Annotated in this window: 14 protein-coding genes and 2 pseudogenes; 12 read left to right on the forward strand and 4 right to left on the reverse strand. The window is 60.3% G+C overall.

Annotated features, from left to right (window positions below):
• The first annotated feature begins 84 nt into the window (after positions 1 to 84).
• From F3H58_RS12690 to ligD, 9 genes are all read left to right on the forward strand, one after another.
• The gene (locus F3H58_RS12690; RefSeq protein ID WP_003521787.1) at positions 85 to 798 is read left to right on the forward strand and encodes a FadR/GntR family transcriptional regulator; all 714 of its coding nucleotides are present in this window, start codon (positions 85 to 87) and stop codon (positions 796 to 798) included.
• Between the two features lie 67 nt (positions 799 to 865).
• A complete protein-coding gene (locus tag F3H58_RS12695) occupies positions 866 to 1,846 on the forward strand; it encodes a mannonate dehydratase (protein WP_003521785.1) in 981 nt (326 codons plus the stop codon).
• Positions 1,847 to 1,972: 126 nt separating this feature from the next.
• Entirely contained in the window at positions 1,973 to 3,511 is a 1,539-nt protein-coding gene (locus F3H58_RS12700) for an ABC transporter substrate-binding protein (RefSeq protein ID WP_286169497.1), read from the forward strand.
• 279 nt (positions 3,512 to 3,790) lie between these two features.
• A complete protein-coding gene (locus F3H58_RS12705) occupies positions 3,791 to 4,894 on the forward strand; it encodes a hypothetical protein (protein ID WP_149742541.1) in 1,104 nt (367 codons plus the stop codon).
• Between the two features lie 189 nt (positions 4,895 to 5,083).
• Positions 5,084 to 7,423: a bifunctional diguanylate cyclase/phosphodiesterase gene (locus F3H58_RS12710; protein ID WP_149742439.1), complete on the forward strand. Its 2,340-nt coding sequence runs from the start codon at positions 5,084 to 5,086 to the stop codon at positions 7,421 to 7,423.
• A 184-nt stretch (positions 7,424 to 7,607) separates the two neighbouring features.
• Positions 7,608 to 8,501: an SDR family oxidoreductase gene (locus tag F3H58_RS12715; RefSeq protein ID WP_149742440.1), complete on the forward strand. Its 894-nt coding sequence runs from the start codon at positions 7,608 to 7,610 to the stop codon at positions 8,499 to 8,501.
• Positions 8,502 to 8,544: 43 nt separating this feature from the next.
• The gene (locus F3H58_RS12720) at positions 8,545 to 8,832 is read left to right on the forward strand and encodes a hypothetical protein (protein ID WP_031233563.1); all 288 of its coding nucleotides are present in this window, start codon (positions 8,545 to 8,547) and stop codon (positions 8,830 to 8,832) included.
• Complete coding sequence (ku, locus tag F3H58_RS12725) at positions 8,829 to 9,662, forward strand: non-homologous end joining protein Ku (protein ID WP_149742441.1); 834 nt, start codon at positions 8,829 to 8,831, stop codon at positions 9,660 to 9,662. Before F3H58_RS12720 ends, ku (F3H58_RS12725) begins: the two co-directional genes overlap by 4 nt.
• A gap of 3 nt (positions 9,663 to 9,665) precedes the next feature.
• The gene (ligD, locus tag F3H58_RS12730; RefSeq protein WP_149742442.1) at positions 9,666 to 12,158 is read left to right on the forward strand and encodes a DNA ligase D; all 2,493 of its coding nucleotides are present in this window, start codon (positions 9,666 to 9,668) and stop codon (positions 12,156 to 12,158) included.
• A 12-nt stretch (positions 12,159 to 12,170) separates the two neighbouring features.
• Here the strand turns inward: ligD and ku (F3H58_RS12735) are convergent, their stop codons facing one another.
• The 3 genes from ku (F3H58_RS12735) to F3H58_RS12745 all read right to left on the reverse strand — a co-directional run bounded on the left by ku (F3H58_RS12735) (position 12,171) and on the right by F3H58_RS12745 (position 14,698).
• Entirely contained in the window at positions 12,171 to 12,962 is a 792-nt protein-coding gene (gene ku / locus F3H58_RS12735) for a non-homologous end joining protein Ku (RefSeq protein ID WP_149742443.1), read from the reverse strand.
• A gap of 90 nt (positions 12,963 to 13,052) precedes the next feature.
• Entirely contained in the window at positions 13,053 to 14,054 is a 1,002-nt protein-coding gene (locus tag F3H58_RS12740; RefSeq protein ID WP_149742444.1) for an inorganic phosphate transporter, read from the reverse strand.
• Positions 14,054 to 14,698: a DUF47 domain-containing protein gene (locus tag F3H58_RS12745; RefSeq protein ID WP_080858014.1), complete on the reverse strand. Its 645-nt coding sequence runs from the start codon at positions 14,696 to 14,698 to the stop codon at positions 14,054 to 14,056. The genes F3H58_RS12740 and F3H58_RS12745 overlap by 1 nt, the downstream gene beginning before the upstream one ends.
• 113 nt (positions 14,699 to 14,811) lie before the next feature.
• Here F3H58_RS12745 and F3H58_RS12750 point away from each other — a divergent pair, with 113 nt between their 5' ends.
• Complete coding sequence (locus tag F3H58_RS12750; protein WP_059758602.1) at positions 14,812 to 15,354, forward strand: NUDIX hydrolase; 543 nt, start codon at positions 14,812 to 14,814, stop codon at positions 15,352 to 15,354.
• A 238-nt stretch (positions 15,355 to 15,592) separates the two neighbouring features.
• Here F3H58_RS12750 and F3H58_RS12755 read toward each other — a convergent pair.
• Positions 15,593 to 17,900: pseudogene (locus tag F3H58_RS12755) on the reverse strand (efflux RND transporter permease subunit); the annotation flags it as partial.
• Here F3H58_RS12755 and F3H58_RS12760 point away from each other — a divergent pair.
• Together F3H58_RS12760 and F3H58_RS12765 are read left to right on the forward strand one after the other, a co-directional pair.
• Positions 17,890 to 18,819, forward strand: a pseudogene (locus F3H58_RS12760) (sensor histidine kinase); the annotation flags it as partial. The pseudogenes F3H58_RS12755 and F3H58_RS12760 sit on opposite strands and share 11 nt — an antisense overlap.
• 108 nt (positions 18,820 to 18,927) lie before the next feature.
• Positions 18,928 to 19,806 carry a DUF3313 domain-containing protein gene (locus tag F3H58_RS12765; protein WP_149742445.1) on the forward strand — a complete coding sequence of 293 codons (879 nt, stop codon included), beginning with the start codon at positions 18,928 to 18,930 and terminating at the stop codon, positions 19,804 to 19,806.

The raw sequence follows: 19,806 nt of genomic DNA on the forward strand, positions 1-19,806 counted from the left end.
AGCTAACATGAAAACATATGATGTGCGGCCGTGTCATCATATGAGTAGCGAAGGGATTCGTATTCTGCAAGAGGGAAGAGTGGCATGATGGGCGACAAAGCGAGGCCGCGGGAGAGGCGGGCACAACAGATCATCGATAATCTCAGCGCAGAAATTCGCAGTGGAAAACTGAAAAACGGTGATCAACTTCCCACCGAACCGGAGCTTGAGCGCAGCTACGGCGTGAGCCGCACCGTGGTTCGCGAGGCGATCGCGGATTTGCGTTCCGCCGGCTATGTCGTTCCCATCCAGGGCAAGGGGGTTTTCGTCAGCAATGCCAGTGAATGGGCTGGCGTGAAACTGACGCAATCCGAAGTCGGAACCATTGCGGAAACGCTGGAAATGCTGGAGTTCCGGCTTGCGACGGAAGGGGAGGCGGCGGCAATCGCCGCCTATCGCCGCACCGCCCAGCAGGAGGCCGCAATCTCTGCGGCGCACCGGAAAATGGCCCGCGCCATCGATGCGCGTGAAACCACTGTCGATGCCGATTACGAGTTTCACACGGCCATCGCGATCGCCACGAACAACCGCTTCTATCTGGAGGCTCTGCGTCAGTTCGGTTCGCGCTCGATCCCGCGCGGGCAGTTCCCGACGCTGCCGGAAACCGGTGACGCGAATTATCTTCGGAAAGTGCAGGCCGAGCACGAGGCAATCCTGCGCGCCATCGTCGAACAGGATCCGGAAGCGGCGCGAAAAGCCATGCGCGAACATATGCTTGCGAGCCAGCGCCGATACAGGTTGCTGTCAGAAGCGCAATAGCATCTCGACACTCATCTTATTTCATGCGATGTCATATGATGACTTGCATGGAGAGAGGAGAGAATCGATGTATGTCGGCACCCAGGTTGCTGCGCGCGATGACGAGGATTTTAAGGTTTGGGCGCAGCTCGGCGTCAAAAATATCAACGCGGATCCGCCCGGAAAGCCCGCGAGCTGGACTTTCGAGGACTTTGAGCGCCACCGTGACAAGGTCGAAAGCTTTGGCCTCGTTCTCGACATGGTGCAATTGCCGCTGCCGTCGCGGCCCATCGAACAGGCGTCCTATCCCGATATCCTGCTTGCCGGCCCTGATCGCGACCGGCAGATCGATGCCGTCTGCACGATGATAGAGAATATCGCCAGGGCCGGAATCCCTGCCGCGAAATACAATCTCAACCTCATCGGCATTCCGCGCACCGAAATGGAGCGCGGCCGCGGCGGCTCGCTCAACGAGGCCTGGCGCTGGGACAAGGCGGACCATGATGCAGCGCCGGGTCTCGCGGGCGTTCTTTCCGAAGACGAGAACTGGGAACGCATCGATTACTTCCTCGAGCGTGTGGTGCCGGTGGCCGAAAGCAACCGCGTGCGCCTGGCATGCCATCCGCATGATCCCTATACACCGCCGGGCTACCGGGGCGTCACCCGCGTTCTCGGCACGGTCGAAGGGCTGAAGAAATTCGTGCAGATGCGCGAGAGCCCCTATCACGGCCTGAATTTCTGCCAGGGGTCTATCGGCGAAATGCTCGACAATCCGCGCGAGGAAATCGACGACATCATCAGGTGGTTCGGCAGCCGCGACAAGATCTTCAACGTCCATTTCCGCAATATCAGCGGCGGCAAACTCTCCTTCATGGAAACATTCCCCGATGAGGGCGACATGGACATGGTGCGTTCGCTGAAACTCTATCACGAACTCGGCTATCGCTACATGATCATGCCGGACCATGTCCCGACGATTGCCGGGCGCGATGCCGTCGGTGTCGCTTTCGCCTTCTGCTACGGCTACATCGCCGCGCTGATAGAAGCGCTTGATAACAAACATCTTTGACCGTTCTGGCCCGCGACGCCCCGCTGCGTCGCGGGCTTTTTCCCAAACGTGAATTACCGATCTGTAGGAGGAGCAGGTATGAGAAAATCATTGATCCGTCTCGCATTCACCACGGCCCTTGGCGCCATGCTGGTGCAGGCAGCGCCGGCCGTGGCCAAAACACCGAATGACCAGCTTGTCATCGGAACATCGCTGGCTCAGGTGCTGTCGCTTGATCCGCATCAGGCCACCGAAGGAAAAGCCAACGAAATCATGTCCAACCTCTATGACCGTCTGATTTCGGTCGATGGTTCGGGCAAGGTTTCACCGCAGCTTGCCGAGCGCTGGGAGATAGATGACAAGGGCATCACCTTCCATCTTCGCGAGGCCAATTTCGCCTCGGGCAATCCGGTAACCTCGGCAGACGTCGTCTATTCGCTCAGCCGGCTGTTGAAGATGAACCAGGCGGCCGCAGCCAACCTCAAGCGCGTTGGTTATAATGCCGATAATGTCGACAAGCTGGTGAGCGCGCCGGATGAAAAAACGGTACGCATCGATCTTTCCGGCGAAACCACGTCCGAGCTGCTCCTTTACCGTCTGGCCATGGTCATCGCCAGCGTCGTCGACAGCAAGGAGCTCAAGAGGCATGAAAGCAGTGGCGACTGGGGCAATGGCTGGCTGAGAACCAATTCCGCCGGTTCCGGTCCCTTTACGCTCAATCGCTGGTCGCCAAATGAGATCATCATTCTCGAGGCCAACAAGAATTATGTGGCCGGCAGCCCGAAAATGCGCCGCGTCATCGTGCGGCATGTGCCGGAAAGCCAGGTGGAGCGCCTGATGCTGGAGCGTGGCGATATCGACATCGCCAGTGCGCTGACGGCTGCCGACCTTGCAACCTTCAACAACAAGGAAGGCTTCCAGATTCAGCGCGTGCCGACGGGCGGCTTCTACGTCCTGTCCATGAATGCCGGCAAGGAACCTTTGTCCAACCCCAAGGTCCGCGAAGCGATTGCTTATGGCATCGACTACAAGGGCATGGAAAAGACCATCATGGGTCCCTATGGCCGGGCGCGCACGGTGCCGGTGCCGGAAAACTTCGAATACGCCATTCCGAGCCCGGACTGGAAGCTCGATGTGGAGAAGGCGAAGGCTCTCCTCAAGGAGGCCGGTTATGAGAACGGCTTCACGCTTAATCTGAAGACGATCGCGCAGACGCCGCGCATCGACCTTGCCACCGCGATCCAGGCCTCACTCAGCCAGATCGGCATCAAGGTCAATATCCAGCAGGGTAACGGTTCGGACGTGATTGCCGCCCACCGCGCGCGGGATTTCGATCTGCTCATTCCGCAGACCGGCGCCTACATGCCGAATGTGCTGGGCTCGATGGAGCAATTCTCCAGCAACCCCGACAATTCGCTGGCCGCCAACAACGCCGGCAATTTCGTCTGGCGCTCGGCCTGGGACATTCCGGAACTGACGGCGCTCACGGCAAAGGCTTCGCTGGAGCCGGACGCCAAGAAGCGTGGGGAAATCTACACCCAGATGCAGGAAATGTTCGTCGCCCAGAAGCCGGCGGTGCTGCCGATGTTCGAGAGGTTCGAGCCGATCGTGCTGAATGCGCGCGTGAAGGATTATGTGGGTCATCCCAGCCAGACGACCCGGCTGGAAAAGGTCACGAAGGATTAAGGGCAAACTATAGTCTTTGGAACTTGCGACGGGCGGTTTTACCGCCCGTTTTTTTATTGGTGGTTAGGTCCGTACCCCTGAAAGCGTCCTCCATGACGCTCCTCCGGCTCTTAGCGGAAACGAAACTAGTCGCAGCAGGTGGTTGTCGCACGCCATCCAGTAATTTCAGGGGGTTTTCTCAAGGACTTCATCGGTTTAGACCGACCGATGACTATTCCTTCCATCGGGCGAGAGTCGTGAACTCCGCTCACCCACCTCCCGAAGAATGCGTTGATGACCATGAACCTTGCACAGATAAAACTTCCGTCTCGGCCGCTGAGCCTCAAACGTGGCGTCATTTCAGTGCCGGCAGCCTATTATTTTTCCATTCCGGTGCTTCTGGTCATCACGGCCGTCATGCTCGTCGCCGAAGGTCCGGGCATATTGCGCGACTATCAGATCAGCAAAGATCCGCTGGAGATTGAAAACGGCGATATCAGCGGTAGCTGCAAGACGCGCAAGGCGATCTTCACGACCTGTGAGGCGGATCTTTCCTATGACCATGCGGGCGTGAGCTACAAGAAGGATGTCGAGGTCATGTTCGTCGATTTCCATTCCGGCGATTATGAAACCGGACTGGTCATCTCCGCGAAGAACCCGGAACTTGCTACGATTTCGCTGGGCCTCGACATGCTCTGGAACCGCATCATCACGCTCGGCGTGTTCGTTGCCCTGCTCGGCTTCGGCAGTTTGGCGATGCTGTTCACGCTTATCCGGGTCCTGCGGGTTCGCCTGCAGTTGCGCAAGCCCGCACCGTTGACCGTCATTCCGGTGGCGCTGACGGCGGTTGCCGAAAAACGCAGCCGTCTCTTCGTCACCTATGCCGATACGGTCAGAGAAGACAAGACCAAGCGGCAGTCCTTCACCCATCTGGAGAGGGGGCGAATCCCGGTCGTCGTTGGCCATAACGGAAAACACGATGTTGCGCTGGCGGTGTGGCACGGCAAGACCGCGCTGCCGGTTCTGCTCGACGACCGGCTGGAGCGGATCGAGCTGTCGGAGCAGGAAAGGGCGGAGGCTCTCGCATCGCTTGCCCCGATGCTTGCGAACCAGACACCGGAGGGCGCCTCGGCTCCGGGTGCGACGAGTGCGAAAGGACCGGGCCTCCTGCGCAGACTGGGGACTTTCGTTGCCATCGTGGCTGTCATCTTCGTCGCGGTTATCGGTTATTGGCTGTGGTACGTCACCAGCGCCCCGTCGCAGTTCAACTCGCCCGGCATGGACATCAACAACATGTTGCCGGCAGCGCTCAACGAGTGGGGATGTGCCCGTCTGCAGGAGCGTTTCGCCGATGGCCCGGCGCCTTTCGGATGCACCGCAGCCGATTATCGAAGCTGGAAATAAACGGCCTTTCCTATAGTCCTGGCCCGGCCGCGCGCGAAAAAGCTTACGGGCTGCCGCGTGCGGCCCGTTCCTTTCTGCACGTTGCAGAACAGATCGTTCCATTTATCATTAGTTGCATTAGAGATTTATAAATAAACCACTCCCATAGTGCCACCGTGAGCGGTTCTTCAGAGGCTGGGAGAGTGCGTCATGTTCACGGTTCTGGAATGCGTTGTCGTACAACACGACCGGGCGGTCGTGCTTCTTGCGGCTGTTATCTGCCTGCTTGGCATGTTTGCTTTTTTTCATCTTTTATTGCGCGCGGAGGAAAGTCCGGCTGGCCGCAAGCCCTATTGGGTGCTGGTTGCCGCCTTTGCTGGGGGACTGAGCGTCTGGGCGACGCATTTCGTCGCCATGCTCGCCTATAAGGGCGCGGTCCCGATCGGTTATGATTTCGCCTTCACGGCGTTTTCGGCGGTTCTTGCGGTTTTCGGTTTCTGGCTGGCGCTCACCAGCCGTTCGCAGGCCGCTTACAGCCCTGCGATCGCCGGCACGCTGGTCACGCTGTCGGTTGCTGTCATGCATTTCGTCGGCATGGCGGGAATGGATGTCGCCGCCACGATCAGCTATCGGTGGGGGCCGGTGCTGGGCGGTTTTGCGGTTGCCTGGGCGTTTTTTCTCCTCGCCTTTTTCCTTTTTCGCCGCCTCGGCTCCTGGCAGCGCATCGCCGCGCCGGCCGGATCGGCGATTTTCGCGATCTGCGCGCTGCATTTCACGGCCATGTCGGCCACGGTGCTTTCGCCGGATCCGTCCGTATCGGGGCCTGATCCCGACAATGTCGCCCGGCTGATCATGATCTGCGCCATTTCCGGCGTCACGTTCCTGATCCTGTCCACCACCGCCGCCGCTGCTCTTGTGGATCGTTACCTTGTCGATCTCAAGGGTCTTGTGGATGCGACGCTCGATGGTCTCGCCGTCGTTCGCGATGGGCGGATCGTGGAGCTTAACACCCGTTTTGCCGGCCTTCTGGGCCGGGAGGAAGCGTCGCTGGTCGGACAAAACCCCGACGATCTCTTCAAGGCCATCGACGGGCAACCCGCCTATCTGCCGCGCCATGCACCGGTGGAGGCGGTGCACGAGCGCGCCGGGCAGGCGCAGATATTCGAACTCGGCGTACGAACGATCGAATATCGCGGCCGCCCCTGCGAGGTGATGGCCATTCGTGACCTGACGGAAAAGCGCGCAGCGCAGCGGGAAATCGAATATCTCGCCCGCCACGACGTCCTGACGGGCCTTTCCAACCGCACCATGTTCCAGACCCGTCTTCACCAGCAGATCGAGCATTGCGACGAGGAGGACGAATTCGCGCTGCTGGCGCTCGACCTCGACCGGTTCAAGGCGGTCAACGACATATTCGGCCATGCCGAGGGGGATCGCGTCCTGAAAAAGGTCGCCGCCATTCTCGATGAATGCGCAAGGGCAGGCGATGTGGTCGCCCGTCTCGGCGGCGATGAATTCGTCATCCTGACTACCCGGCACACCAGGGCGGAAGAGGCGCGCCTGCTGGCCGAGACGATCCTTGGCATGTTCGCATTGAAGATGAATGTTGCCAACGATCCGACCTCCGTTGGCGTCAGCATCGGCATCGCCGTCTTCCCGCGGGACGGGAAGGACCATGAAAGCATCATGCACGCCGCCGATCTGGCGCTTTACCGCGCCAAGATGGGCGGACGCGGCATACTGGCCTTTTACGATCCGGTGATGGATCAGGAGGCGCGCGAACGCCGCCAGCTCGAGACGGATCTGCGGCTTGCCATCAATCGCAACGAGCTGCTGCTGAATTATCAGCCGGTCCTTTCGGTCGAATGCGGCCAGGTCGTCGGTTACGAGGCGCTGGTGCGCTGGCAGCACCCGACAAGAGGCGTGGTGCCGCCGGACGTCTTCATTCCAATTGCCGAAGAGAGCGGCATCATCATCTCGCTCGGCGAATGGGTGCTGCGCGAGGCCTGCCGTCAGGCGGCCGGCTGGGCGCCGCACCTGAAGATCGCGGTGAACGTTTCGCCATTGCAGTTTTCGCTGGCCAATCTCGGCCATGTCGTCTGCACCGTGCTGATGCAGACCGGGCTTTCGCCCAACCGGCTGGAACTGGAAATCACCGAAGCCGCGCTTCTGAAAGACCGCAAGGCGACGTTGATCATCCTCAACCAGTTGAAGGCGCTCGGCGTCGCCATCGTCATGGACGATTTCGGGACCGGTTATTCCTCGCTCAGCAACCTGCAGAGCTTCCCCTTCGACAAGATCAAGATCGACCGCAGCTTCATCGCCGCCATGAGCGACGATGACAATGCCCGCGCCATCGTGCGTGCGGTGATCGGCCTCGGCCGCAGCCTCGATCTGCCGGTGACGGCGGAGGGAATTGAAACGGATGCGCAATACCGCATGGTGGTCGACGAGGGCTGCGCGCAGGCGCAGGGCTATCTCTTCGGCAAACCGGATGTCGCGCCCGCACAGGTCGTCAGCGCCACCACACGGAAGAAACATTCCGTTTGATAAAAGATACGGCGGCACAACGGTGTCGTCGCCCTCCTTTCCCATGTCCGATGGAACGAGAGCCAAGGCAGATCGTTAGGTTAGCGTGTGGCGCGTCCATGCCGCTGTCAGCCCGACCGGGCGGTATGCCTGCTGGGTCAGCGAATGCGCCACGGATGGACATCTATCTATGGGAGAGACCGCGATGACAGACCGCCTCGAGCCACAGGACCCGCGCAGCCAGTATCCGCGCCCGCCTTTTTCGACCCCGACTCAGGAAATGCCGGGTCTGGTGACGAATATGACGCCTTTCCCGGACCATGGTGAAAAGACCTATCGCGGCACCGGCAAGCTAGCAGGGCGCAAGGCGCTGATAACCGGTGGCGATTCAGGCATTGGCCGTGCGGTCGCCATCGCTTTTGCAAGGGAAGGCGCGGATGTGGCGATCTCCTATCTTCCGGAAGAAGAATCCGACGCGGAGGAAGTCGTGGCGCTCATTGAGGCGGAAGGCCGCGTGGCGGTCGCGCTGCCCGGCGATATTACCGACGAGGCCTGGTGTCGCGAACTGGTCGAGAAAGCGGCCGGTGATCTCGATGGGCTGGATATTCTGGTTATCAACGCGGCAAGGCAGCAATATCGCGACGATATAAAAGAACTGTCGACCGACGATTTCGACCGCACCATGAAGACCAATCTTTATGCGCTGCACTGGATTGCGCAGGCGGCGGTTCCCCATCTCAAGCCGGGGTCGTCGGTAATTACCACGGCGTCGATACAGGCCTATGAGCCCTCCGCCATCCTGCTGGATTACGCCACCACCAAAGCCGGTATCGTCGCTTATACGAAAGCGCTTGCAAAGCAGCTTATCGAAAAGGGTGTGCGCGCCAATTCCGTCGCTCCCGGCCCGTTCTGGACGGTTCTTCAGCCGAGCGGCGGCCAGCCGGACGAGAAGGTGAAGAATTTCGGCAAGGACAGCGATTTCGGCCGCCCGGGACAGCCGGTGGAACTGGCGCCCGTCTACGTGCTGCTGGCATCGCAGGATGCGAGCTTCATCAATGGCGAGGTTTATGGCGTGACCGGCGGCAGGGGCATTGCCTGAGGCGATGTCCGCCAATGCCGGATGGGCCTTTGAGGATTTCGAGATGAAACGGCAGGCAGAACGTTCAGACAGAAGTTTGAAGAGCTTCGATGTTCGCGACCGCCTGATATTGGCGCTTTACGCGCAGTTGAAAGCGGAGCGGCAGACCCGCGAGGCCATGGAATGGGTTATTCGCAATGGCGGGCTGTCGCCGGAGGTGCTGGAAGCCATGGCGTCCGACCCGGTGCCGGTTCTGGCGGAGGCGGATGTGCCCGCCATCGAACGCATTCTGGCCAAGGGCCGACGCGGAGACATGTCCTCCCGCAGCGATGACGAGGGACGACGGACATGAACCGGAGAGCGAGCTGGAGGGGCCATCTGGCCTTTGCCGATTTCAACTGCGAAGTCGGCCTTTATTCCGCACTGACTTCGGCGGAGAAAATCTCCTTCAATATCGTCAACCGCAAGACCGGCCACCGCGTCGAGCGGCAATATGTCGATAGCGACACCGGCGAGGCGGTGCTCCGCGAAGATCAGGTCAAGGGATACGAACTCGACAATGGCGACCATATCGTCATCGAGGGAGACGAGATTGCGAAGCTGATGCCGGAAAGCGACAAGGTCATCCGCGTCAGGCACTTCCTGCCTTGTGACGAGATCGACAAGCTTTATTTCGACAAGTCCTATTATCTCGCGCCGAGCGGGGAGGACGGCGAAGAGGCGCTGACGCTTCTTGCCAGGGCAATGGACGACGAGAATGTCGCAGCTCTCGGCGAAGCGGTGCTTTTCCGCCGCAACCGTGTCCTGCTGATCCGTCCGAGCGGTAAGGCTCTCGTCGCTACGACGCTGAATTTCAGCTACGAGGTCCGTTCGCAGACATCCGTCTTCAAGTCGATCCCCGATATCGAGTTCGATGAGGAAATGCTGGAGCTTGCCGGTCACATCATCGAAAAGCGTGCGGGCACATTTGACCCGGCAGACTATAGCGATCGGTATAATGATGCACTCGCAGAACTCGTGAAAGCCAAGATCGAAGGCCGGGAAATCGCCAAACCGCCGCCGCGCAAGGAAGACAATATCATTGATCTCAAGGAGGCCCTGCGTCGCAGCGCGGGGGCCGAAGCGAGCAGCAGAAAAAGGGCGACGGCAGCGGGCCGGAAGGCCCCGCGGAAAGCGAGCTGATCCATGGGATTGCAGACCTATAACGCCAAGCGCAGTTTCGACAATACGCCGGAGCCCAAAGGGACGACGGCCGAACAGCAGGGATCGAGCTTCGTGATACAGAAACACGATGCCCGCCGTCTGCATTATGATTTCCGGCTGGAAATGGACGGGGTGCTGAAAAGCTGGGCGGTGACGCGCGGCCCGAGCCTCGATCCAGAGGACAAGCGCCTGGCCGTGCATGTCGAGGACCATCCGCTCAGCTATGGCGATTTCGAGGGCGTCATCCCGAAAGGACAATATGGCGGCGGCACCGTGATCGTCTGGGATCGGGGCACCTGGCAGCCGATTGGCGACGCCCGGAAAGGTTATCGCAAAGGCCATCTGGAATTCGAACTGGAAGGCGAAAAGCTCAAAGGCCGATGGCATCTGGTGCGCATGCACGGAAAGCCTGGAGAAAGCCGGGAGAACTGGCTGCTTATCAAGGGCGATGACGAGGAGGCGAGGCATAAGGGCGGCGCGGATATTCTCGAAGAACGGCCCGAATCCGTAAAGACGGGGCGCAGTGTCGAGGAAGTTGCAGCCAAACCGAAGGATACATGGAACTCCAAAACGGTATCGAAAAAGACCGTGGCTTCGGTCTCCGGCAGGAAACAGGCGCATGCGCTGCCCAAAGGCGCACGCAAACTGGCCATGCCATCTTTCGTGCCGCCGGCGCTCGCCACGCTCAAGCCGAAACCGCCCAACGGAGATCGCTGGCTGCATGAAATCAAATTTGACGGCTATCGTCTGCAGGCGCGCGTCGATCAGGGCAAGATTCAACTGCTGACCCGCAGCGGGCTGGACTGGACGGATAAATTCGGCCGGGCCGTGACAGGAGCGCTCAGGGCGCTGCCGGTGGAAACGGTGTTGATCGATGGCGAAATCGTCGTCGAACGCGATAACGGTGCCTCCGATTTCTCCGCCTTGCAGCAGGATCTGAGCGAAGGGCGCAGCGACCGCTTCGTATTCTATGCCTTCGACCTTCTCTATATCGATGGCAGCGATCTGCGCGGTGCGGCATTGAGCGAGCGAAAGGCGCTGCTCGAAAAGTTGCTGCCGGCGGGTGACCCCCATCTGCGTTACAGCCAGCATTTCGAAGAAAGCGGCGCGCTTGTTCTGGACCATGCCTGCCGGCTCAGCCTCGAGGGTGTCATTTCCAAAGTCAGGAACAGCACATATGTTTCGGGCCGCAAGGGCGAGTGGGTAAAATCCAAATGCTCGATGCGACAGGAATTCGTCATCGGCGGTTATACCGTCTCCTCGACATCGGACCACGCCATCGGATCGCTGGCGCTCGGCGTTTATGAAAACGGCAAGCTGCGCTATGTCGGCCGTGTCGGAACAGGTTATACGGGTGAAGTGGCGGAGATGCTGCTTGGCCGGCTCAAGCCGCTTGAGCGCAAGGAAAGCCCGTTCGGTGAGAAACTCACCGCGCTTGCCCGCCGCGATCTTCATTTCGTCAAGCCGGAACTGGTGGCGGAAGTGGAGTTTCGTGCATGGTCTGGAGATGGCAATCTGCGTCACGCCTCCTTCCGGGGGTTGCGCGAAGACAAGCCCGCAGCAGAAATCGAACGCGAGGAGAAGGCCGTGTCCGATACTCAGGCGCCGCAATCGAAGATCAAGTTCACCCATCCGGACCGGCTTTATTGGCCGGAGGACGGCGTGACGAAGGAGGGGCTTGCCGACTATTATGCGCAGGTCTGGCGGCACATGGCGCCCTTTGTTGTCAACCGGCCGCTGGCATTGTTGCGCTGCCCGGAGGGCATAGAGGGGCAGCGATTTTTCCAGAAACATGCCTGGCGCGGTATCAACAAGGCCGTCGAGCAAATCAAGGATCCCAAGGACAAGGGCGGTGAACCGCTGATCCGCATCACCGATTTTGATGGCTTGATGGCGCTCGTGCAATCCGCCGCGCTCGAAATCCACCCATGGGGCACGACCACCGCCAATTGGGAAAAGCCGGACATGATCACCATGGATATCGACCCCGGCGAGGATGTGACATGGGAAGAGGTGATCGAAGCGGCGCTGGAGCTGAAGCGGCGTTTCGAAGAAGCCGGGCTTGCCGCTTTCGTCAAGACCTCCGGCGGCAAGGGCCTGCATGTTGTCGCACCCTTGAAGCCGCAGGCGGGCTGGGCTCCGGTCAAGGCCTTCGCCAAGGCCATGGCGGCGGATATGTCGAAGGCCGAGCCGGAAAAATATCTCTCCGTCGCCACCAAGGCGAAACGGCAGGGCCGCATTTTCATCGACTATCTGCGCAATGGCAGGGGCAATACGGCGGTTGCGGCCTATTCGACACGTGCCCGGCCGGGAGCCGCCATTTCAGCGCCGCTCGAATGGTCGGAACTCACCGCCGAGGTCGGCCCGGCCCATTTCACCGTCAACAATATCGGCGCGCGTCTTTCCGCGCTGAAAAAAGACCCGTGGGATGGATTTTTTGCCGCTGCCGAGCCGCTTCCAAAAAAGGCCCGCTGAAGGCATCGAGCCTCAGCTTCTCTTTTCGGAAGCAAGGCTTTTCTTCAGGGCATCCATGATGTTGATGACATTGCCGCCGGTGCGTGCCTTCGTGCCGGTTTTCTTTTTCGAGGAGGAGACCTCGTCGCCCTTGGTCTTCAGCAGGGACTTAATCTTCTTCTGAATGGGGTCCTGCACCAAAGCCGGTTTCCAACCCGTCACCTGTTTGCCGATACGTTTTTCCATGGCGTCCAGCAGCGGCCGGTCGATTTTCATCTTCGGCTCCAGCGCGTCGATGCTTTCGCGCACCTCTTCGCCATAATGCAGCGTCCACAGGATGATGCCTTTCCCCGATGGTTCGAGGAGCACAGCCCTTTCACGACGGTAGATCACCAGACGCGCGATGCCGAAAACATCGTTCACCTTCATGGCTTCGCGAATGACGCTGAAGGCTTCGGTGCCGATCTTGTCTTCCGGGCGCAGAAAATGCGGACGGTCGTACCAGATCCAGTCAATCGATCCTTTCGGCACGAAGGTCTTGATATCGATGGTGCGGGTGCTTTCCAGCGCCACCGCATCGATCTCGTCGTCCTCCAGCAGAACGTAATCGTCCTCGGCGCGTGGAAAACCCTTAACCTGGTTTTTGGCGGCGACCGGTCGGTGGGTGACGCTGTCGACATACCGGCTTTCGACCCGATTGCCGGTTTTGCGATTGAGGATGTGGAAACTGTATTTGTTGCTTTCGGTCGTTGCGGGCGTCAGCGAGACGGAAGCCGTCACCAGCGACAGCTTCAAATAACCCTTCCAAAAAACCTGCCGTGCCATGTCCGCGATCCACGTTGATCTCCCGGAACAACAGCCAAGGGGCGGCGTTTGTTCCGGGAGAAGCGGCCCGTAGCGGCAGTAATGCAGCTATCAGAACAGCGACGTCAGCCCGTAGACCGCGGCGGAGATCAGCGCAGCCGCCGGCATGGTGACGATCCAGGCGATGACGATGTTGCCGGCAAGGCCCCAGCGCACGGCCGAGACGCGGCGGGCAGCGCCGACGCCGACGATGGCGCCGGTGATCGTGTGGGTGGTGGAGACTGGAATGCCGAGCCATGTCGCACCGAACAGCGTCAGCGCACCGCCGGTTTCGGCGCAGAAACCCTGCATGGGATTGAGCCGGGTGATCTTCGATCCCATCGTATGGACGATGCGCCAGCCGCCGAACAGCGTGCCGAGCGCCATGGCCGACTGGCAGGAAATCACCACCCAGAAGGGCACGTAGAAGCTCTCGCCCAAATGTCCCTGGCTGAAGAGCAGCACGGCAATGATGCCCATGGTTTTCTGCGCGTCGTTGCCGCCATGTCCCAGCGAATAAAGCGAGGCGGAGATGAACTGCATCACGCGGAAGGTGCGGTCCACGGCAAAGGGCGTCTGCCGCACGAACAGCCAGGAGACGGTGAGCACAAGAAGCAGGGCGAGGAAGAAGCCGATGGCCGGCGACATGAAGATGGCGCCCACGGTTTTCAGCAGGCCCGACCAGACGATGGAATTGAAACCCACCTTCGCAAATCCAGCACCGACGAGCCCGCCGATCAGCGCGTGGGACGAGCTGGAGGGAATGCCGAAGATCCAGGTGACGATGTTCCAGACGATGGCGCCGATCAGCGCCGCGAAGATCACCTGCGGCGATACGATGGCCGGATCGATGATGCCGGTGCCGAGCGTTTCTGCCACATGCAGGCCGAAGAACAGGAAGGCGATGAAATTGAAGAAGGCCGCCCAGGCGACCGCATATTGCGGGCGCAGCACACGGGTGGAGACGATGGTGGCGATGGAATTGGCGGCATCGTGCAGGCCGTTCAGAAAATCGAAGAACAGCGCGATGGCGATAAGGCCGATTAGCAGCGGCAGGGCAAGTGCGACATCCATCAGACGTTCTCGATAACGATGCCGCTGATCTCGTTGGCCACATCCTCGAAGCGGTCGACGACCTTTTCGAGTTCGCCGTAGATCTCGCTGCCGATCATATAGGCCATGGCATTGCCGCTTGCGCCGTGGCGGCGGAAGAGGTCCTTGAGACCCAGATCGTGAAGTTCGTCGGAGCGGCCTTCAACGCGGGTCACCTCTTCGGAAATGGATGACAGGCGATGCGCATTCGTGCCGACCTTGTTGAGAAGCGGAATGGCTTCCGCGATGAGGCCGGCTGCGCGCACGATCTCATGGCCCATTTCCTTCATCAGCGGATCGAATTCCGTTTGCTCGAAAAGACGGATGGTCTTGACGGTCTTGTGCATCATGTCGATGGCGTCATCCATCGACTGGATGAGATCCTTGATGTCGCCGCGGTCGAAGGGGGTGATGAAGCTGCGCCTGACGGCGAGCAGCACCTCGCGGGTGATGTCGTCCGCCTGATGTTCAAGGGCGACGATGAGGTCGCAGTTCTTCTCAACGTCGATGCCGCTCAAAAGTTGGTCAAGGGCCTCGGCCGCTTTGATGACGGTTTCGGAATGTTTGCTGAACATGTCGAAGAAACGGTCCTCGCGCGGCATCAGCTTGCGAAAAATACTCATCATGCGAATTGGCCCTCAATGGCGCTTTATTAGTTGTGGGGGGTGATTGTCATAAAACTGTCATAAATGCACGCGGGGCATTGATGCAACCCGGAAAATCAGCACTATCAACGGATATGAAACCCACCAAGAAAAGCCGGAAAACCCGCCCGGCTCGTGCACTGACATTGCTCCAGCAGCTTGCTGCGGTTCCGGAAAAGCTCTTCACCGGCGCTTTCCGGCAGCAATATGCCGCGCTCTGCTTCCGTTATGCCGGCAATGGCGAGGATGTCGAAATCCTCCTCGTCACGTCCCGTACCAGCGGACGCTGGATCATTCCGCGCGGCTGGCCGATGAAACGCAAGAAGCCGCACGAGGCGGCGGCAATCGAGGCGTGGGAGGAGGCGGGCGTGCGCGGCCGGGTGAAAAAGAATGCGGTTGGCCGCTATACCTATCTCAAGATGCTCGACAATGGCGATGTCGTTCCCTGCATGGTCGATGTGTTCCAGATAGAGGTGACGGAGGCGGAAACCAGTTTCAAGGAGCGCGGTGAACGCCTGCTGGAATGGGTGCGCCCGGATGAGGCGGCAAGGCGCGTTCGCGATATCGAACTGAAGTCGCTTCTTGTCGATTTTCGCCCGAAGGGCAAAAAGAAGCGTCAGGGCAGCGAGAGGCCGTAACCGCACGCGTCACGCATCCGCTCCTGTGGCCAAGATTGTAATGCCGCCGCAATGGGTGATCTCCAACCTTGCCTGATGATTGTCGTCAGGTGCCGTTGCATGAAACCATGTCGTCCCGCTCTCCGTTTTTTATTGCGTTATCTCCATCCCATCATCGTCCTTGCCGTGCTTCTGGCGGGGCCAGCCGCTATTCTCCTGCTGAGGTGACGGCAGCCCCATAGATGCAAAACCGGCCTTTTCAGGCCGGCTGCTTTTGGGAAGGTTGCGTCTGATGGTTCGAATGCCCCGTTTCATCGGGCGCTTTCGGTAACAGGCGGGCAAAACGCCTGACGATGCTGTCTATATAGGACAGGATGGTCGGCACCACGATCAGGGTCAGCAGCGTGGAACTGATGAGGCCGCCAACCACCGCATGGGCCATCGGCGCACGCTGCGCGCCACCGCCGCCGACGGCGAAACCGAGCGGGATCATGCCGAAGATCATCGCAAGCGTCGTCATGATGATCGGGCGGAAGCGGATGACGCCGGCATTTTCTAGCGCCTCGTTCAGCGAAAGCCCACGCCGCCGCTCGCGATTGGCGAAATCGACCAGCAGGATGCCGTTTTTGGTCACGAGGCCCATCAACATGATGAAGCCGATCAGCGAGAACATGTTGATCGTGCTGCCGGCCACCATCAGCCCGATGAGGACGCCGACAAGCGAAAGCGGCAGGGACGCCATGATGGCGAGCGGTTGCATGAAACTGCCGAATTGCGAGGCGAGCACGATGTAGATGAAGATGACGGCCATGGTAAGCGCCGTGACCATGTGGCCGATGGTCTCCTGCATGGTTTCGGCGTCACCGCCGAAGCGGATGCGATAACCGTTCGGCAGGTCAAGACTGGCGGTCAGGCCCTGCAACGTCTCCGTCACCTCGCCAAGCGTGCGGCCGGCGATATTGGCCGAAACCAGTATCTCGCGGCGATTGTCGATGCGGCGGATTTCGGCGGGAGCCGGCATGATGCCGATATCGGCAACCTGATCGAGGCGCACCATCAGCGGTGCACCGTTCGCGGCCGTGCGGCCGGTTGCGATCATCAATTCACCGAGACCTGCCGCGTCAGACCGCCGCTCGACGGGCAGGCGGATGACGATATCGTAGCTGTTGCCGTCCGCATCCGTCCATTTCGACACATCCTCGCCGCCGATGAGGGGGGAAAGCGCTGCTGCAAGATCGGAGCGGGCGATGCCGAGATCGCTCGCCGCCGCAGGCTTCAGGCGGACCGAAAGAATGGAAGTCACATCCCTGGCGCTGGAGGTCACATCCACGAGTCCGGGGATTTTTTCATGTCTTCGACCAGACCGGTGGCGATTTTTTCGAGGACCGCCCTTTCGTCGCCGAGGATGCTGAGCTGCACCGGGCTTTCGCCGCCGCCAAGGCCATTCTGCAGGATCGTGACCTCTATGCCGGGTATGGCTGACAGGCGTTTGCGAACCGGTTCGGCAAGGGAGAGCGGAGTTCGGCTCCGCATGTCGAGCGGCACCAGCCCCACCAATATGGCGGCGCGATGCTTGCCGGCGGCGCCGCCGGTATTGACGGTGGAATAAAGCGTCTCGACTTCCGGAAATTCCTTCAGCGCCTTTTCGACCTGCCGCACCTTCGTTGTCGTATAGTCCAGCGAGGAGCCGACCGGCGCGGTAATATTGACCTGAAAGCGGCCCTCATCGGCATTCGGAACGAATTCCGTGCCAACCAGCGGCACCATGAACAGGCTGCCGATAAAGACGCCGGCCGTGGCAAGCAGGGTGACGAGCCGGTGCCGCAGGGTCCAGCCGATTGCCCGGCGATATTGCCCGGCCATCCATTCGAAGCCGTGGTCGAAACGGGCGATCAGGCGGCCCACCGGCCCGCGCTTCGCATCGGGCTGGGCGTCCGGATCGTACCAGACGCTGGACAGCATCGGGTCGAGCGTGAAGGCGACGAAGAGCGAAATCAGGACGGCGGCGGAAACGGTGACGCCGAATTCGTAGAAGAACCGGCCGACAATGCCGTCCATGAAGGCGACCGGCAGGAAGACTGCCACGATTGTCGCCGTTGTTGCGATTACCGCAAGCCCGATTTCATTGGTGCCGTCGAGGGCCGCACGCAGATGCGATTTACCCATGTGAAGATGGCGGGTGATGTTTTCGCGCACCACGATGGCGTCATCCACCAGAATGCCGATGGAAAGCGTCAGCGCCAGCAGGCTGAGCGTATTGAGCGTGAAGCCGAGGAAATGGATCACCGCGAGCGTGCCGATGATTGCTATCGGCAATGTCAGCCCGCTAATCACCGTGCTGCGCCAGGAATTTAGAAACAGGAAGACGATGGCGACGGCGAGCGCCGCACCTTCGATCAGCGTCGTCTGTACCTGACTGACGGATTCGCGGATGGGTATCGACGCATCCGTGACGATGCGCAATTGCACGTTCTGCGGGGCAAGCTCGGCGTTGAGCGCATCGAGGCGCTTCCTCACATCGGTCGCGACCTGAACGTATTGGCGTCCTGAACCTTGACGATGGAGACGAAGTGGGGTTCCGTCAGGGTCATGTTCGGCGGAACCACGCATATGAGGGGGCAGTTTTTGACGCTCCTTGCCGAAACCTACAAGATTTACGTTCCTCTCCTGGCTGTCATCTTGCCCGCCGTGTTCTTCTCGGTTCCCCGCATCGTGCGCGAGGCGCTTGCCGGCCTCAGTTCCGTCGTCAAAAAGGCTCCTGAGATCGATCCGCGCCGGCCGGGCTCGAAACTTCCGGTCGAGGATGTGCCGCGGGAGGTGGTGCCCCTGATCCTTGCCTTCAACGGCATCCTCGAACGGCTTGAAGAGCAGTTTCGGGCGCGGCAGCGTTTTCTCATCGATGCGGCGCATGAGCTGAGAACGCCGATTGCGATCATGCAGACCCGGATAGAGGGCCTGCCGGGGCCGGAGCAGCAACGCCTGATGCAGGATGTCGCGCGGCTTGGGGAGACCACCGAACAGCTTCTCGCCTTCGAAAGAAACGATCAGGTGAACGACCGGCGCGAAACGCTGGACCTCGTCGAGACGGCGCGCACCGTCGTTGCCGATCTCGCCCCGCTCGCGCTTGCGGCGGGCTACGATATCTCCTTCGAAACGCAGGTCGCGCGATATGAAATACTGGGCAACCCGTTCACCCTGCCGCGCGCCATCAGCAACATCGTGCGCAACGCCATCGACCATGGCGGGAACAGGGGGATGATCCACGTCTCGATTCTCGCCAGTGGCGAGATCGCGGTTTCCGATGAGGGACAGGGAATAGCCGAAGATCAGCGGGAACGGATTTTCGAGCCCTTTTATCGCGTTACACCGCGCAGCACCGGGGCAGGCCTTGGCCTCAGCCTCGTCAAGCAGATCGTCGCCAACCATAACGGGCGAATCTTTCTGGACAGCAGCGCCTTCGGGAGCACCTTCCGGTTACGTTTCTGATCCTGCGTTGCGCGCGCTTTCAGGGGCGGGCAATTGTAATGTTGCCGCAATTTTCGCTGTCGTACCGTGTGGGGCACAGGATCAACCATGCCAACTGGAGTACGTGCAGTGAAACAACAGTGCAGTCTGTTTGCCCGGGCTTCCGGCGACAGGGCCTCCCGCAGTCGCGGCGTCGCCTTCGCCACCTTGCCCTTTGCCATCATCATGTCCGGCTGTACTTCCGTGCCGCTCAAGGAAGGCGGTACGCTGACCTCTTATGCGCAACTCAGCCCGGTCAAGGGCAAGTTCACCAAATCGCGCACCTTCGTGGACGCTATCGGGCTGGCCGGCGTCAAGACCGTCGCCATCGTGCCGACCACCTTCTCCTTTGCGGCCTCGTCACGGGTCACATCGGAAAAGGACCGTGTCCTTGTTTCGAATGCGCTGGATCGCGCCATCTGCGTGGCGCTCAGCGATAAATACCGGATTGCCGCGCTGGGCCAGCCGGCGGACATGACGGTGCGTACGGTCATCACCGATCTGGTGCCGACCGACAAGACCATGGCCGGGGTATCGACGGCCGTGACGCTCGGCAGCGGCTTCGTCCTGCCGGTCAGCGTGCCGCGTCTTCCATTCGGGCTTGGCGGCCTTGCCGTCGAGGCGGAGGCGGTGGATAGCACCGGCGTCCAGCGCGCCGCAGCCGTCTGGTCCAAGGGAGCGAATTCCATCACCGGCAACGCCCGCGTCTCGGAAATCGGGGATGCCTATGAGCTTGCCGCCGATTTCTCCAACTACTTCTCGCGCATTCTGGTGACAGGCAAGGTCTCGGACGGGCTGAACCTCTCTATCCCCTCCGGCCATCGAATCCGGTCCGCCCTGGGTGGAAAGCCGAAATATGTCGAATGCGATGCCTATGGCCGGTCGCGCGGTCTGCAGGGCATGGTGGCCGACAAGTTCGGTGCGCCACCCGAATGGACCGACAGATCCGCAAAGGCCGCGTCGCGATAA

Source organism: Rhizobium sp. NFACC06-2 (assembly GCF_900101425.1).
Lineage (GTDB): Bacteria > Pseudomonadota > Alphaproteobacteria > Rhizobiales > Rhizobiaceae > Agrobacterium > Agrobacterium leguminum.

Excerpts from the sequence above, each read along its gene's own strand:
- F3H58_RS12715 (WP_149742440.1), top strand. The coding sequence starts at position 7,608 with ATGACAGACCGCCTCGAGCCACAGGACCCGCGCAGCCAGTATCCGCGC.
- F3H58_RS12695 (WP_003521785.1), top strand. The coding sequence starts at position 866 with ATGTATGTCGGCACCCAGGTTGCTGCGCGCGATGACGAGGATTTTAAG.
- F3H58_RS12720 (WP_031233563.1), top strand. The coding sequence starts at position 8,545 with ATGAAACGGCAGGCAGAACGTTCAGACAGAAGTTTGAAGAGCTTCGAT.
- F3H58_RS12750 (WP_059758602.1), top strand. The coding sequence starts at position 14,812 with ATGAAACCCACCAAGAAAAGCCGGAAAACCCGCCCGGCTCGTGCACTG.
- F3H58_RS12745 (WP_080858014.1), bottom strand. The coding sequence starts at position 14,698 with ATGATGAGTATTTTTCGCAAGCTGATGCCGCGCGAGGACCGTTTCTTC.
- F3H58_RS12710 (WP_149742439.1), top strand. The coding sequence starts at position 5,084 with ATGTTCACGGTTCTGGAATGCGTTGTCGTACAACACGACCGGGCGGTC.
- ligD (WP_149742442.1), top strand. The coding sequence starts at position 9,666 with ATGGGATTGCAGACCTATAACGCCAAGCGCAGTTTCGACAATACGCCG.
- ku (WP_149742443.1), bottom strand. The coding sequence starts at position 12,962 with ATGGCACGGCAGGTTTTTTGGAAGGGTTATTTGAAGCTGTCGCTGGTG.
- F3H58_RS12705 (WP_149742541.1), top strand. The coding sequence starts at position 3,791 with ATGAACCTTGCACAGATAAAACTTCCGTCTCGGCCGCTGAGCCTCAAA.
- F3H58_RS12740 (WP_149742444.1), bottom strand. The coding sequence starts at position 14,054 with ATGGATGTCGCACTTGCCCTGCCGCTGCTAATCGGCCTTATCGCCATC.
- F3H58_RS12690 (WP_003521787.1), top strand. The coding sequence starts at position 85 with ATGATGGGCGACAAAGCGAGGCCGCGGGAGAGGCGGGCACAACAGATC.
- ku (WP_149742441.1), top strand. The coding sequence starts at position 8,829 with ATGAACCGGAGAGCGAGCTGGAGGGGCCATCTGGCCTTTGCCGATTTC.
- F3H58_RS12700 (WP_286169497.1), top strand. The coding sequence starts at position 1,973 with ATGCTGGTGCAGGCAGCGCCGGCCGTGGCCAAAACACCGAATGACCAG.